Annotated in this window: 16 protein-coding genes; 3 read left to right on the top strand and 13 right to left on the bottom strand. The window is 74.5% G+C overall.

Going from position 1 to position 13613, the window contains the following annotated elements; translation table 11 throughout:
- Nucleotides 1-13: 13 nt before the first annotated feature.
- Genes Sya03_RS20295 through kdd form a run of 6 tightly spaced genes read right to left on the bottom strand, consistent with a single transcriptional unit; the run spans nt 14 to nt 6554 of the window.
- Complete coding sequence (locus Sya03_RS20295; protein WP_203939923.1) at nt 14-1333, bottom strand: glutamate mutase L; 1320 nt, start codon at nt 1331-1333, stop codon at nt 14-16.
- Nucleotides 1330-1695 (bottom strand): 3-aminobutyryl-CoA ammonia lyase, encoded by a 366-nt coding sequence (gene kal / locus Sya03_RS20290; RefSeq protein ID WP_203939922.1) that lies wholly within the window; start codon nt 1693-1695, stop codon nt 1330-1332. Before kal ends, Sya03_RS20295 begins: the two co-directional genes overlap by 4 nt.
- Nucleotides 1692-2423: a lysine 5,6-aminomutase subunit beta gene (gene kamE, locus Sya03_RS20285; RefSeq protein WP_203939921.1), complete on the bottom strand. Its 732-nt coding sequence runs from the start codon at nt 2421-2423 to the stop codon at nt 1692-1694. Before kamE ends, kal begins: the two co-directional genes overlap by 4 nt.
- Nucleotides 2420-3973 (bottom strand): lysine 5,6-aminomutase subunit alpha, encoded by a 1554-nt coding sequence (gene kamD / locus Sya03_RS20280; protein ID WP_203939920.1) that lies wholly within the window; start codon nt 3971-3973, stop codon nt 2420-2422. The genes kamE and kamD overlap by 4 nt, the downstream gene beginning before the upstream one ends.
- Before the next feature lie 2 nt (nt 3974-3975).
- A complete protein-coding gene (locus Sya03_RS20275) occupies nt 3976-5499 on the bottom strand; it encodes an amidohydrolase (protein ID WP_203939919.1) in 1524 nt (507 codons plus the stop codon).
- Between the two features lie 5 nt (nt 5500-5504).
- On the bottom strand, nt 5505-6554 hold the full coding sequence (kdd, locus tag Sya03_RS20270; protein ID WP_203939918.1) for an L-erythro-3,5-diaminohexanoate dehydrogenase: 1050 nt from the start codon (nt 6552-6554) through the stop codon (nt 5505-5507).
- 141 nt (nt 6555-6695) lie between these two features.
- On the opposite strand from kdd, the gene Sya03_RS20265 reads away from it, so the two are divergent.
- On the top strand, nt 6696-8054 hold the full coding sequence (locus tag Sya03_RS20265) for a KamA family radical SAM protein (protein WP_370872038.1): 1359 nt from the start codon (nt 6696-6698) through the stop codon (nt 8052-8054).
- Nucleotides 8055-8117: 63 nt separating this feature from the next.
- Here the strand turns inward: Sya03_RS20265 and Sya03_RS20260 are convergent, their stop codons facing one another.
- Nucleotides 8118-8309 (bottom strand): CsbD family protein, encoded by a 192-nt coding sequence (locus Sya03_RS20260; RefSeq protein ID WP_203939916.1) that lies wholly within the window; start codon nt 8307-8309, stop codon nt 8118-8120.
- A gap of 130 nt (nt 8310-8439) precedes the next feature.
- On the opposite strand from Sya03_RS20260, the gene Sya03_RS20255 reads away from it, so the two are divergent.
- Complete coding sequence (locus Sya03_RS20255; protein ID WP_203939915.1) at nt 8440-8643, top strand: hypothetical protein; 204 nt, start codon at nt 8440-8442, stop codon at nt 8641-8643.
- 17 nt (nt 8644-8660) lie between these two features.
- Here Sya03_RS20255 and Sya03_RS20250 read toward each other — a convergent pair whose 3' ends face one another.
- The 3 genes from Sya03_RS20250 to Sya03_RS20240 are packed head-to-tail and all read right to left on the bottom strand — an operon-like array spanning nt 8661 to nt 11318.
- Entirely contained in the window at nt 8661-9758 is a 1098-nt protein-coding gene (locus Sya03_RS20250) for a baeRF3 domain-containing protein (protein WP_203939914.1), read from the bottom strand.
- 39 nt (nt 9759-9797) lie between these two features.
- Complete coding sequence (locus tag Sya03_RS20245; protein WP_203939913.1) at nt 9798-10292, bottom strand: hypothetical protein; 495 nt, start codon at nt 10290-10292, stop codon at nt 9798-9800.
- 42 nt (nt 10293-10334) lie between these two features.
- On the bottom strand, nt 10335-11318 hold the full coding sequence (locus Sya03_RS20240) for a TerC family protein (protein ID WP_239107710.1): 984 nt from the start codon (nt 11316-11318) through the stop codon (nt 10335-10337).
- 293 nt (nt 11319-11611) lie between these two features.
- On the opposite strand from Sya03_RS20240, the gene Sya03_RS20235 reads away from it, so the two are divergent.
- A complete protein-coding gene (locus Sya03_RS20235; protein ID WP_239107709.1) occupies nt 11612-11917 on the top strand; it encodes a helix-turn-helix transcriptional regulator in 306 nt (101 codons plus the stop codon).
- A 42-nt stretch (nt 11918-11959) separates the two neighbouring features.
- Here Sya03_RS20235 and Sya03_RS20230 read toward each other — a convergent pair whose 3' ends face one another.
- Genes Sya03_RS20230 through Sya03_RS20220 form a run of 3 tightly spaced genes read right to left on the bottom strand, consistent with a single transcriptional unit; the run spans nt 11960 to nt 13596 of the window.
- Nucleotides 11960-12889, bottom strand: a complete 930-nt coding sequence (locus tag Sya03_RS20230; RefSeq protein WP_203939911.1) for a serine/threonine dehydratase — start codon at nt 12887-12889, stop codon at nt 11960-11962.
- Nucleotides 12890-12908: 19 nt separating this feature from the next.
- Nucleotides 12909-13064, bottom strand: a complete 156-nt coding sequence (locus tag Sya03_RS20225) for a hypothetical protein (protein ID WP_203939910.1) — start codon at nt 13062-13064, stop codon at nt 12909-12911.
- Nucleotides 13065-13107: 43 nt separating this feature from the next.
- Nucleotides 13108-13596, bottom strand: coding sequence for an Lrp/AsnC family transcriptional regulator (locus Sya03_RS20220; protein ID WP_203939909.1), 489 nt, complete (start codon nt 13594-13596; stop codon nt 13108-13110).
- Nucleotides 13597-13613: the final 17 nt, after the last annotated feature.

Raw genomic sequence — 13613 nt, 5'->3', positions numbered from 1 at the left:
TGTCGTTCACCGGTCACCGCGAGATGCTTCCCGCCGGGGTGAGGTGGGTGGTGAGGAGCCGGGCGGCGGCGGCCGGGTGGTCGGCGGCGAGCAGGCCGCCCGCGGCCAGCACGTACGCGGCGTCGACGACGGTGGTGGCCGCGGTGGGCGGGGCCCAGCCGCCGCCGGTGTCGCCGAGCACGGCGGCCAGCACGGCGTCGCCGCCGCCGTGGCGCAGCACCCCGCCGGAGCCGACGACCAGGGCGGCGTCGCGCAGGTCGCGCCCGCCCGTGCGCGGCTGCCCGGCGCCGGGGCTGTGGCCGCGGGCGTGCCGGCGCACCGCGATCGTGGCGGCCAGGGCGGCGAGGTGACGGTCGGTGTCCGGTCCGAAGGGCGGCCCGGCGGTCACCGCGGCGGTGAGGGCATCGGCATTGTCGGTCAGCAGGCGTTCGGCGTGGGCGGCCGCGACCACCCCGGGGGCGCCGACGCCGACGCCGAGGTCGCCCTCGACGGTGCGGGACCGCCACAGGGTGCCGGCGGCGTCCCGCCGCGGCCCGGCCTCCCGTTCCGGGTCGGGGATCAGCGCCGAGTACACGTCGGTGGTGGCGCCGCCGACGTCGACGACGAGCAGCCCGGCGCCGGTGGCGTCGGCGAGGGTCTCCACGCCGGCCAGGACGGCGTCGGGGGTGGCGGCGCGCACCAGCGAGCCGAACCGGCGCCCCCGCGACAGCCGTTTGCCGCCGATGACGTGGCGCAGGAACACCTCCCGGATGGCGGCCCGCGCCGGGCCGGGGTCGAGCACCCCGATGCGGGGCAGCACGTTGCCGGCCACCGTCACCGGCACCCCGCGGCCGGTCAGGGCGGCTTCGGCGTCCGGGCGGGCGTCGGCGTTGCCGGCCACCACCACCGGCACCCGCAGCCGGTTCGCGGCCAGCCGGCGGGCGTTGTGCAGCAGCACCTCACCGTCGCCGCCGTCGGTGCCGCCGACCAGCAGCACCACGTCGGGCCGGGCCGCGCGCAGCGCCGCCACCCCCGCCCCGGTCAGTGGGCCGGCGGCGACGTGCACCACCCGGGCGCCCGCGGACAACCCGACCCGGTGGCCGGCCTCGGCGGTGATGAGCTGCTCGTAGCCGGCCACCGCCAGGCGCAGCCCGCCGCCCGCCGACGAGCACACGTACCACGGACTGCCCGGCGGCGCAGCGCACGCCGCGACCGCCGCGTCCAGGCCGTGCAGCACGTCGGTGGCGGACGTGGTGGGGTGCTCGGCGCGGGCCACCAGGGTGGCGGTGTCCAGGTCGACCAGGCACGCCTTGGTGTAGGTGGAGCCGACGTCGGCGCAGACCGCGTACGTCACGGCTGGGCGGGCACGACCACGGTGCCGGTGGCGGTGACCGCCACCACCGGCGGGTCGAGGACCTGCGCGGCGGACCCGCCGGTGCCGCGGCACACCACCTGGGCGGTGAAGTCGACGGTGCGCGACCGGGTGCCCATCCGGGTCACCGTGGCCGTCACCTCCAGCACGTCGCCGGCCTGCACCGGGGCGCGGAACTGCACGTCGGAGTACGACGCGAACAGGCCCTCGTCGCCGTCGAGGCGGATGCACACCTCGGTGGCGACGTCGCCGAACAGGCCGAGGGCGTACGCGCCGTCGACCAGGTTGCCGGCGTAGTGGGCGTGCGCGTACGGCACGTACCGGCGGTGCGTAACCGTGATCATGGCTGTCTCCCGATCAGGGCGTGGACGAGGTACGAGGCGACCTCGGCGGGGGTGGTGCCGCGGCCGAAGATCCGGTCGACGCCCAGCTCCGCCGCCATCGTCTCGTCGAAGCGGGGCCCGCCGACGATCAGCAGCGGACGCTTGCCGCGCGGCAGCGCCTCCCGGAACGCCGCCGCCATCTCCCGGGTGTTGTGCAGGTGCGCGTCGCGCTGGGTGACGACCTGCGACACCAGCACCGCGTCGGCCTTCGCCGCCCGGGCCGCCTCCACCAGGTCCGGCACCGACACCTGCGCGCCCAGGTTCGTCACCGCCAGCTCCCGGTAGTACTCCAGGCCCTTCTGCCCGGCGATGCCCTTGACGTTGAGGATGGCGTCGATGCCGACGGTGTGCGCGTCGGTGCCGATGCACGCCCCCACCACACTCAGCCGCCGCCGCAGCCCCCGCTTCACGGCGGCGTTGACCTCCTTGGCGCTCAGCAGCGGGAAGTCGCGCTCCACCACCTGCACCGTGTCGGTGTCGACCAGGTGACCGACCCGGCCGTACACGACGAAGAAGGTGAACCCGCCGCCCATCGGCTTGGCGTGCACCAGCATCGCCGGGTCCATGCCCATCTTCGCGGCCAGCTGCAGCGCGGCGCCCTCGGCGCGCTTGTCGTGCGGCACCGGCAGGGTGAACGACAGCTGCACCATGCCGTCGCCGGTGGTGTCGCCGTACGGGCGGACGATCACGACGCCTCCAGGGCCGCGGTCACCGGGTTGAAGTAGCCGCTCTCGTGCGCCGCCACCCCGGACAGGCCCTTGCCCCGGTCCGCCGGCCGCTTCATGATCCCGAACGTGCCGTCGGCGATCGCCGCCAGCAGGGTGTCGCCGACGATGCGTTCCAGCAGTTCGACCGCCTCGCCGAGCACCAGGTGCGCCCGGTTCTGGATGAACCCGCCCGGCGCCGGCACGAAGTCCTCGTGCAGCCGGCCCGCCCCGCCCAGCACGTACCGCACGTTCTGCAGGGCGATGTCGCGGTCGCTCAGCCACGGCGTCACCACCGCCTCGGTCATCATGCCGACCAGCAGGATGCCCTGCCCGGTCAGCGCCCCCGCCAGGTTGAAGAACCCGTCGAGCAGGTTGCCGCGGAACACGTCGCCGGTCATGTGCTTCGTCGGCGGCATCCACTTCAGCGGCGCGTCCGGGAACAGCTCCCGGGCCAGCAGCGCGTGCGCCAGCTCCAGCCGGAACGAGTCCGGCAGGTCCGGGTTGATCTCGAACGCGTGGCCCAGCCCCAGCTGCCAGTCCGCCAGGCCCGCCTCGTGGGCGAAGAACTCGTTCAGCAGCTGCGACACCGTCACCGTGTGCGCCGCCTCCACCGCGTCCGCCGTCGTCAGGTAGTTGTCCTCACCGGTGTTGATGATGATCCCGGCGCGGGCGTGCACCTGCCGGGAGAACCGCTGGTCGACGAACGTGCGGATCGGGTTGATGTCGCGGAACAGGATCCCGTACATCGAGTCGTTCAGCATCATGTCGAGGCGTTCCAGCCCGGCCAGGGTGGCGATCTCCGGCATGCACAGCCCCGACGCGTAGTTCGTCAGCCGGATGTAGCGGCCCAGCTCCCGCGACGTGGCGTCCAGCGCCGAGCGCATCAGCCGGAAGTTCTCCTGCGTGGCGTACGTGCCGGCGAAGCCCTCCCGGGTCGCGCCCTCCGGCACGTAGTCCAGCAGCGACTGCCCCGTCGACCGGATCACCGCGATCACGTCCGCGCCGGCCCGCGCCGCCGCCTGCGCCTGCGGGATGTCCTCCATGATGTCGCCGGTCGCCACGATCAGGTAGATCCACGGCCGCTGCTTCGGGTCGCCGTACCGGCGGATCAGCCGGTCCCGCTCGGCCCGGCGCCGGTCCACCACCTTCAGGCCCGCGCCGGTCGCCCGGGACGCCGCCCGCCGCGCCGCGGTGGCGTCACGACCGGTGGGTACGCGGAACCGCACCGAGCCCGCCGCCGCCTTCTGCGCCAGCACCGTCACGTCGCCCAGCCCCTCCCGGGCCAGCGCGTCGAACACCGGCAGCGCCACCCCGTGACCCAGCCCCACGTCCGCGACCACCGCGTCGACCAGCCGGTTCACCCACGGGATGCCGTCCGGGTCGGCGCCGGACACCCCGGCGAACCGCAGCACCGCCCGCTCCACCGACACCGTCGTGTGCGACCGCGCCAGATCCACCACCGGCTGCCCGGCGCGCGCCGCGAGCGCCCGCGCCCGCGCCACCACCGCCGGATCCAGGCCCAGCTTGCCCATCGCTACCCCTCGTAGATCGTTCGTCCGCGCAGCACCGTCGCGCGGCACCGCGGCAGCTCCGGCGGCGGCGCGTCCTCGGCCGCCACCACCACCGGCAGCCCGTTGTGCACACCCGCCGGGGTCTCCCACACCGCGAACGTGGCCGGCGCCCCCACCGCCAGCACCCCGTCGCCGTCGCGCAGCGCCGCCCGCCACCCGCCGCGGGTGTGCGCCGCGAACGCCGCCCGCGGGCTCATCCGCGACGCCGCGTTGCGGTGCCGCACCGCCGCCACCACCGTCCCCCACGGGTCCAGCGGCGTCACCGGCGAGTCCGACCCGAACGCCAGCGCCACCCCCACCCCGTGCAGCTGCCCCAGCGGGTTCGACGCCAGCGACCGCGGCAACCCCAGCCGCTGCTCGTACATGCGGCCCGCCCCGCCCCACAGCCGGTCGAACGCCGGCTGCACGCTGGCAAGCACCCCGAACTCCACCATCCGGGCGATCATCGCCCGGTCGATGAGCTCCACGTGCTCGATCCGGTGCCGGCCCGAGCGCACCCGGTCCACCCCCACCGCCGCCGCGGCCGCCGCGAACCCGTCCAGCACCGTGCCGATCGCCGCGTCACCGATCGCGTGGAAGCCGCCCTGCACCCCGGCCGCCAGGCAGTCCAGCAGGTGCCGCGACACCTGCTCCGATGTCAGGAACGCCTCCCCGCACGTGTCGCCGTCGGCGTAGGCGTGGCTCAGCGCCGCCGTGCGCGACCCCAGCGCCCCGTCCGCGTACAGGTCACCCGCCGCGCCCACCGCGCCCAGCTCCTTCGCCTTGGCGGCGCCGCCCAGCTCACCCCAGTAGCCGTACACCCCCGGCAGCTCACCGCCCGACAGCGCCAGCACCGACGCGAAGTCCGTCTCCGACGACGTGCCCGGGCCCGCGCACTCGTGCACCGCCGCGATGCCGCGGCTCGCCGCCGTCCGCAACGCCGTGCGCTGCGCCGCCGTGCGCTGCTGCGCCGTCAGCGACGACAACGCCACCGCCCGCACCGCGTGGTGCTCCGCCTCCCGCACCCACCCCGTCGCCGAGCTGATCTGCGGGGCCGCCGCCAGCATCGCCGTGGAGCACAGCGCCGAGTGCACCGACGCCTGCGACAGGTACACCCGCCGGCCCCCCGCCGCCCGGTCCAGCTCCGCCGCCGACGGCGGGGTCTGGTCGGCCCACGTCGACTCGTCCCAGCCGTGGCCGTGCACCACCGCGCCCGCCGGCCGGCCCGCCGCGAACGCCGCCACCGCGTCCAGCAGCTCACCCGGCGACCGCACCGCCGACAGGTCCAGGCCGTCCACCGCCAGGCCGGTGTCCGTCAGGTGCACGTGCGCGTCCACGAACGCCGGCGTCACCAGGTCCCCGTCCAGGTCCACCACCCGGTCCGGCCGCGGCGCGTCAGCCGCCGCCCCCAGCCAGGCGATCGACCCGTCCCGCACCAGCATCGCCGTCGCCGCCGGATCCGACGGGCAGAAGAACCGGCCACCGCGCCACAGCACTGATTCAGTCATGGACGTCAGTGTCCCAGCCGGGAACCCAGCCGGGCCTCGAACAGCCGCCGCACCGCGGGCTCCGCGCGCAGCAGATCCAGCGCGAACGCCGCGTGCCCCGGCACGTACCCGTTGCCCACCAGCATCGTCACGTCCGCCGCCAGGCCCTCCGCGCCCAGCGCCGCCGCCGCGAAACTCGTCGCCATCGAGAAGAACACCACCGTGCCGCCGTCCGCGGTCGCCAGGATCGCCCCGTGCTCGCAGCCCGGCACGTCCACGCACACCACCGTCACCGTCGCCGCAGCGCCCAGCGCGCCCGTCACCGCCGCCGCCACCGCCACCGGATCGCGGGCGTCGGCCAGCGCCACCGCGTCGGCCAGCCCGGCCGCCGCCAGCCGGTCGCGCTCCGCCTCCGTCGGCACCACCCCGACCGTCCGGGCGCCCGCCCGGCGCGCCGCCGCCAGCGCCAGCGACCCCGACTTGCCGGCCCCGCCGAGCACCGCCACCGACACCGGCCCCGGCGCCTGGCCGCGCACCACCCGGTCGGTCAGCGCCGGCGCCCCGCACACGTCGAACACCGCCAGGGCCAGCTCCGGGTCCAGGTCGTCCGGCAGCACCGCCACGATCGACCGGGCGAACAGGATCGCGTGGCCGTCGCACGGCACCTGCTCGGAGCGGCCGTCCCAGTCGCGCAGCCCGTCCGCGATCGCCAGCGGCGTCAGCGTCAGACTGACCAGCGTCGCCACCCGGTCGCCCGGCAACACCTTCAGCGGCGACTCCGGGCCCACCTCCTCGACCGTGCCGATCAGCATGCCGCCCGACCCGGTCACCGGGTTCTGCATCTTGCCGCGCGCCGCCACGATGCCCAGCACCTCGGCGCGCACCGCCGCGCCGTCGCCGCCGTGCCGCTGCGCCAGCTGGCGGAAGCTCGCCGCGTCCAGGTTCAGCCGCCGCACCCGCACCCGCACCTCGTCGGGGCCGATCGCCGGCGACGGGTCCAGGCGCAGGGCGGCCTGGGGCAGCACCCCGGCCGGCTCGATCACCCGGTGCAGACCCACGGAACGCGCAGCCGTCATGACCCAATCCTCACAGGAAACAACCGGAACAGCGAGAACTTTCGTTGCTTCGCCCTGAAACCGCAAATCCTCCGTTCGACGGGTTCGCTGACAGGAGGATATTCCGGTAGCGTGAGCGGACACCGAGGAAGGGAGGCCGTCGTGCCCCACGACACCACCGGCCAGCCGTACGCCTACCGGCGCACCCACCTGACCGAGCCCGACTGGACCCGCTTCCCCGGCTGGGCCGACGTCACCACCGAACAGTGGGAATCCGCCCAGTGGCAGCGCAGCCACTGCGTCAAGAACATCGCGCAGCTCAAGGCCGTCCTCGGCGACCTCGTCGACGACACCTTCTACGACGACCTCGCCACCGACCAGCAGCGCCTCGCCACCATGTCCATGCTGGTGCCGCCGCAGATGATCAACACCATGGTGCCGGACCGCGCACCCGACACCGCGTCGTTCTACGCCGACCCCGTGCGCCGCTACATGATCCCCGTCGCCACCGACCGCAACCTCGACTGGCCGTCACACCCCAACGCCAGCCGCGACAGCCTCCACGAGCACGACATGTGGGTCGCCGAAGGCCTCACCCACCGCTACCCCACCAAGGTCCTCGCCGAACTCGTCGCCACCTGCCCCCAGTACTGCGGCCACTGCACCCGCATGGACCTCGTCGGCAACAGCACCCCCACCGTCGACAAGCTGCGCCTCACCCTCAAGCCCGCCGACCGGTTCCACCAGCACCTCGACTACCTGCGCTCGCAGCCCGGCGTCCGCGACGTCGTGGTCTCCGGCGGCGACGTCGCCAACGTGCCCTGGCGCCAGCTCGAGCAGTACCTCATGGGCCTGCTCAGCATCGACACCGTCCGCGACATCCGGCTCGCCACCAAGGCCCTCATCGGCCTGCCCCAGCACTGGCTGCAGCCCGACGTCGTCGACGGCCTCGCCCGCGTCGCCAAGGCCGCCGCCGAGCGCGGCGTCAACGTCGCCATCCACACCCACGCCAACCACGCCCAGTCGATCACCCCGCTGGTCGCCAAGGCCGCCCAGACCGCGCTGGAGGTCGGCATCCGCGACGTGCGCAACCAGGGCGTGCTCATGCGCGGCGTCAACGCCACCTCCGGCGACCTGCTCGACCTGTGCTTCGCGCTGCAGGGCGAGGCCGGCATCCTGCCCTACTACTTCTACATGTGCGACATGATCCCCAACGCCGAGCACTGGCGGGTGCCCGTCTGGCACGCCCAGGCGCTCCAGCACGACATCATGGGCTACCTGCCCGGGTACGCCACGCCGCGCATCGTCTGCGACGTGCCGTTCGTCGGCAAGCGCTGGGTCCACATGGTCACCGAGTACGACCGCGAGCGCGGCATCTCGTACTGGACGAAGAACTACCGCACGTCCATCGAGGCCGACGACCCGGCCGCGCTGACCCGCACCTACGCCTACTACGACCCGATCGACACGCTGCCGCAGTCCGGCCAGGACTGGTGGAGCAAGCAGTCCGCCCAGGACTGACCACACGCGCGAAACGGCCCCCGGGAGCATCTCCCGGGGGCCGTCGCGTCGTGCGCGGCGGGCCTACTTGAAGGCGTCGCCGATGCTCTTGCCGGCGTCCTTGACGTGCTCGCCGGCCTGCTTGGTGTGCGCCGCCGTCTCGTCCGCCTGGCCCTCGGCGTAGAGGCGCTCGTTGTCGGTCGCCTCGCCGACGCCCTGCTTGGCCTTGCCGACCAGCTCTTCGGCCTTGTTCTTGACCTTGTCGGTGAAGCTCATCGTCGACCTCCGATTGGTCACCGTTCACAAGCGTTTTCGTCTTTCGATGAAAAGGTGCCCGAAGGGCTCGTTGTTGAAACAACTCCCCCGTGACCTGCGGCGCGGCGCACATCGCGTAGGGCATCCTAGGATGTTGGGATGGGAGGTGTGGGGCGCGCGGCTGCCGCTGAGCCGGGCCCGGCTCAGCGGCTTCCCCCACGTGCCGTTCGACACCCGGCGCAGCGACCGGCCGACCCCGGCCGACCACATCGGACACGTCTGCCCGCGCTGCCTGGCCGCCACCGGCCACCGCCGCGACGACAAGGGCCGGCGGCGCCACTCCCCCCGCCCCTGAGGCGCTCGCCGGGGCCGTCAGTACCGGGTGGCCAGGGCGACGCCGTGGTGGTGGTCGAGGGCGCCGGGATTCGTGAAGGCGATCCAGCCGCCGCGGGTGAGGACCAGTTCGATGAGCTCGTCGACCGCGTCGTCGATCACGTCGGGGTGGTCGACGTCGTGGGCCGGGATCAGGGTGTCGCCGTCGTCGGACAGCCGGGCCGGGTAGTACAGCGACTCGTCGACGGCGAGGACCTCCGGCCGGGCGGTGCGGGCGGCGAGCCAGGCGGCGGGCATGCCGGACGCGACCCGGCCCGCGGAGGCGCGCTGGTCGATCAGCGTGAGGGCCTCCTGCTGGCGGCGGTGCAGATAGGCGTCCAGGACCGTGCTGATGCGGGTGACGAGCAGCTGGCGGCCGGCGTGCGTCAGGTTGCCGTCGACGGTGCCGGCCAGCCGCGCGCAGTTCGTCGAGATCCGCCGGAACGCCGCGGTGGCGTGCTCGCTGCCGACCAGCACCAGCGGAGCCGGGTGCAGGCGCAGGTAGGTGCCGAGGGCGGCGTCGACGCGGCGGTAGAAGTCGGTGTCGTCGCCGCCGGTGGTGCGGGCCGGCCGGTCGGCGCGGCCCCGGCTGCGGGTGCCGGCCCGGACCGCGGTGAGCGGGAACGCGGTGGTCAGCGCCGGCAGCAGGGTGTCACCGGCGGCGTCGAACAGCCGGGCGTGGCCGGCGTTCAGGGCGAGGACCAGGTGCCGGGGCGTGCGGTGCAGGGCGCGGACGAGGTCCCGGGTGGCGAACGTCGGGTCGACGACGGCGCGGTCCCGCACGGCGATCGGCAGCCGGATCAGGGCGTCGGTGCTCGCGCTGGCGTACAGGGCGAGCGCCTGGGTGGCCGGGCCGCGGCGGGCCCGGTCGACCAGCACCCGCAGGCGCCGCACGGCGGGGGCCGCGGCGGCCGGTTGCAGCTCGGTGCGCAGCCGGTCGATCGCCCGGCCGGCGAGGGCGTCCAGGCGCAGGGCGTCGGCGTGGCCGAGCTGCGCGGCCGGGGTGGTGCTCAGCAGCACGCTGACGGCGGGGTACTCGTGGACCTGCTGCAGGGCGGTGATCTGGGCGGCGGCCGGGGCTGTCGCGGTCGCGGTCATGGGCATGATCGTTCCTCACGGGTCGGCGGGACGGCGGTCTCAGGAGATGGCGGGGCGGCCGGCGGCCGCGCTCGCCGGGTCGTCCGGGAGGCGCGGGGCGGGCTGCAGGACGCCGGTCGGGTCGCGCAGCGGCCGGGCGGTGACGACGGCGACGGCGCCGAACCGGTCGACGAGCTGCCGCACCGCGGCGACCGGCAGGGCGCGCAGCGCGTCGGTGCCGGCGGGCAGCAGCAGGGAGGAGCGCATCCAGGCGACGCCGGCCCGGTGCAGGACCGGGGCGACGCGGCCGACGATCGCGACGCTGTCGGCGTGCAGGCGCCGTTCGCGGGCGTGGTGCAGCAGCACGTTGAGGCTGGGCCCGGTGGTGTGCACGGCGGCCGCGGCGATGAGCAGGGTGCCCGAGCGGGCGGCGACGCCGGCGGCGTGGGCGGCCACCGCCAGGTCGGTGGGTCCGTCGGTGAGCACGGCGATCACCGGCCCGGAGGCGGGGGTGCGGCCGGCGACGTGGCAGAGGTACGGGCGGGTGGTGGTCATGACCGGCGCGGTCCTTTCGGTTCGTGGTGCGGGTGCGGGAGGTCAGCGCGCGGCGCTCGCGGCGGGGTCCGCCGCGGGGGCGGAGTCGCCGGGCGTGTCGCCGTCCGGGGTGGCGCCGCGGGTGCTGCGCAGGCTCCACACGATCGACACGGCGATCGTCACGACGATCACGCCGAGGGTGACCGGGATGGGCAGCTTGCCGACCGGCGTCTCGGACAGGATGAGCTTGACGCCGGCGAAGGCGAGCAGCACCGCGAGGCCGTAGTGCAGGTGCACGAAGCGGCGCAGCAGCCCGGCCAGGCAGAAGTACAGGCTGCGCAGGCCGAGGATGGCGAACGCGTTCGCGGTCCAGACGATGAACGTGCTGGTGGTGATCGCCAGGATCGCGGCGACGCTGTCCACGGCGAAGATCAGGTCGGTGGCCTCGACGGCGATCAGGACCACGAACAGCAGGGTCGCCACGCGCTTGCCGTCGATCCGGGTGAAGAACCGGTCGCCGTGGTACGCCGGGTCGGTCGGGATGACCCGGCGCACCAGGCGCACGACCGGGTTGCGGTCCGGCGGGGTCTGCTCGCCGTGGCGGAACGCCATCTTCCAGCCGGTCCAGATCAGGAAGGCGCCGAACAGGTACGCCGTCCAGAAGAACGTCTCGAGCAGTTCCGCGCCGACGAAGATGAACACCAGCCGGAACACCAGCGCCCCGATGACACCCCAGAACAGCACCTTGTGCTGGAACGCGGGCGGCACCGCGAAGTAGGTGAAGATCAGCGCGAAGACGAACACGTTGTCGATCGACAGGGCCTTCTCGATCAGGTAGCCGGCGTAGTAGGTGCCGGCGACGTCGCCGCCCTGCCACGCCCACAGGATCACGCCGAACAGCAGGCCGGCGGCGATCCAGACGCCCGACCAGAGCGCCGCCTCACGAAAGCCGATGACGTGGTTGTCGCGGTGCAGGAACAGGTCGACGGCGAGCATCGCCGCGACGGCCAGCATGAGCGCGGCCCAGACCCACCAGGACACAGACATGGTGACAGGGAGACCTTCCGTCCTGGCCGGCCGCCGCGACAGGGCGGGCCGGCAGATGGACGAAGGTCTCCCCGGGCCACCCTTCCGGTGGCTGCACCGCCGGGATCCGGATGGGCCGGCCCGTACTGACGGCGGTGCGTGGAGCGTCGGGTACTCCCCCTCGAACTACGATGAAGTATTCACGAAGTGTGCTTCATATGTCAAGGGCTGGAGGCGGGTCGGCTGGCGGCCGGCGGCGCCGAAATATACGATCCGTGCTTCATGTGTCGCGCCAGCACGGGAGGCCGGACACGGTGACGGCCGCAGCGCACCAGCCGCAGACCCCGACCCGGGGCTGGACGTTCCTGACCAACCACGCCCACGTGCTGCTCGCCATCGCCCGCGACCCGCAGGCCCGGCTCCGCGACGTCGCCGACACCATCGGCATTACCGAACGCGCCGCGCAGGCCATCGTCGCCGACCTCGAAGCCGCCGGATACCTCACCCGCGAACGCGTCGGACGCCGCAACCACTACACCGTCAACCCGGCCGGGCGCTTCCGCCACCCCGCCGAGGCCGACCGGCGCATCGGCGATCTCCTGGACCTGTTCACCGGGTGAGGCCGGGTCCCCGCCAGGACGCCACCCCGGCCGTCACCGGGCTCAGCGCCTGAGGTCCAGGCCGGCCGGGTCCGTGTTGGCGCCGCACAGCAGCACCGCCACCCGCTCCCCCGCCGCCGGCACGTACGCGCCGGTCAGCAGCGCCGCCCACGCCGCCGCCGCGCCGTGCTCCACCACGATCCGCCACCGCCGCCACAGGTCTCGCCGGGCCGCCACCAGGTCGTCGTCGGACACCAGCACGGAGCGCACCCCCGTACGGACCGCCACGGCGAAGGCGACCGCCCCGGCCCGGCGGGCGCCCAGCGAGTCGGCGGCCACACCGGACACCGGCACATCCACCGGCTCCCCCGCGGCCAGCGCGGCGTGCAGCGTCGGGCAGCCGGCCGGCTCCACCGCCACCACCGCGGCGGCGCCCTCGACGGCGGCGGCCACCCCGGCCATCAGGCCGCCGCCACCCACCGCCACCAGCACCGTGCCGACCGCGCCGCCGGTCTGCTCCAGCAGCTCCCGGCCGGCCGTGCCCGCACCGGCCGCGATCTCCGGCTGGTCGTAGGCGTGGCAGTACACCGCCCCGGTGCGCGCCACGTGCGCGACGGCCGCGTCGTGCGCCGCGGCGTACTCGGCGCCGCCCTGCACCACCGTCGCGCCGTACGCGCGCAGCAGGTCCACCTTGACCTGTGGCGCCGCCGCCGGCACGAACACGGTGGCGGGGACGCCGAGCTCGGCGGCGGCCCACGCGTTGGCCAGGCCGGCGTTGCCGCCGGAGGCCACCACGACGCCGACGGCCGGGTCGAGCTCGCCGCGCTCGCGGGCGCCCAGCAGCCGGTTCATCGCGCCGCGGGCCTTGAACGTACCGGTGTGCTGCAGGAACTCCAGCTTCAGCCAGGTGTCGCCGGCCTCCAGCACGGGGGTACGGCGCAGCCGCCCGGCGGTGCGGGCGGCTGCGGCGTCGACGTCGGCGCGGGTGATCACGGGGCCGGCGGCGTCCGGGTCACGAGTACAGCAGCATCAGCCGGGTCTCGACGTCGAAGCGGCCGGCCGGTTCCATCGGCGGCTTGTCGGCGCCCGGCTGCGACTCGACCATCTGCTCGGGGCGGATGCGCGGGGGCAGCTTCCGGTAGTCGGGCCTCTCCTGCTGCTTCTCCATGGCGTTGATCGTAGGCGTCGCGGGCCACACCGCCTAGGCCGTCCTAGGATACTGGTGTGGAGCGTCGGTCGACGGCGCCGCCGTCCGGGCGCGTCAGCCGCGGCGGGCGGTTCTCGTACGGGGTGGACAGCACCACCGTGGTGCGCGTGGTGACGTTCGCGGCGGTGCGGATCTCCTGCAGCAGCCGCTCCAGGTCGGCCGGGCCGGCCACCCGTACCAGCAGCAGGTAGAAGTCCTCCCCCGCCACCGAGTAGCAGGAGTCGATCTCGGGCAGGTGCGCCAGGCGGTCCGGGGCGTCGTCGGGCTGCGACGGGTCGAACGGGCGGATCGCCACGAACGCCGTCATCGGCAGCTCGAGGGCGTCGTACGACACGCGCGCCCCGTACCCCTTGATCACCCCGCGCTGCTCCAGCCGGCGCACCCGCTGGTGCACGGCGGACACGCTCAGCCCGACCCGCTCGGCCAGGTCGGTGTACGACAGCCGGCCGTCCGCGGTCAGCGCCACCACGATGGCGCGGTCGATCTCTTCCACGACGCGAACCTTACCCA

The organism is Spirilliplanes yamanashiensis, assembly GCF_016863475.1.
GTDB classification, from domain to species: Bacteria; Actinomycetota; Actinomycetes; order Mycobacteriales; family Micromonosporaceae; genus Spirilliplanes; species Spirilliplanes yamanashiensis.
The sequence above is the reverse complement of the archived record's forward strand: the minus strand, read 5'-3'. Positions and strand labels throughout refer to the sequence as shown.

Coding starts and splice junctions, on each gene's coding strand:
- kal (WP_203939922.1), bottom strand. CDS start 1,695: ATGATCACGGTTACGCACCGCCGGTACGTGCCGTACGCGCACGCCCAC.
- kamD (WP_203939920.1), bottom strand. CDS start 3,973: ATGGGCAAGCTGGGCCTGGATCCGGCGGTGGTGGCGCGGGCGCGGGCG.
- Sya03_RS20275 (WP_203939919.1), bottom strand. CDS start 5,499: ATGACTGAATCAGTGCTGTGGCGCGGTGGCCGGTTCTTCTGCCCGTCG.
- kdd (WP_203939918.1), bottom strand. CDS start 6,554: ATGACGGCTGCGCGTTCCGTGGGTCTGCACCGGGTGATCGAGCCGGCC.
- Sya03_RS20260 (WP_203939916.1), bottom strand. CDS start 8,309: ATGAGCTTCACCGACAAGGTCAAGAACAAGGCCGAAGAGCTGGTCGGC.
- Sya03_RS20255 (WP_203939915.1), top strand. CDS start 8,440: ATGTTGGGATGGGAGGTGTGGGGCGCGCGGCTGCCGCTGAGCCGGGCC.
- Sya03_RS20250 (WP_203939914.1), bottom strand. CDS start 9,758: ATGACCGCGACCGCGACAGCCCCGGCCGCCGCCCAGATCACCGCCCTG.
- Sya03_RS20245 (WP_203939913.1), bottom strand. CDS start 10,292: ATGACCACCACCCGCCCGTACCTCTGCCACGTCGCCGGCCGCACCCCC.
- Sya03_RS20240 (WP_239107710.1), bottom strand. CDS start 11,318: ATGTCTGTGTCCTGGTGGGTCTGGGCCGCGCTCATGCTGGCCGTCGCG.
- Sya03_RS20225 (WP_203939910.1), bottom strand. CDS start 13,064: ATGGAGAAGCAGCAGGAGAGGCCCGACTACCGGAAGCTGCCCCCGCGC.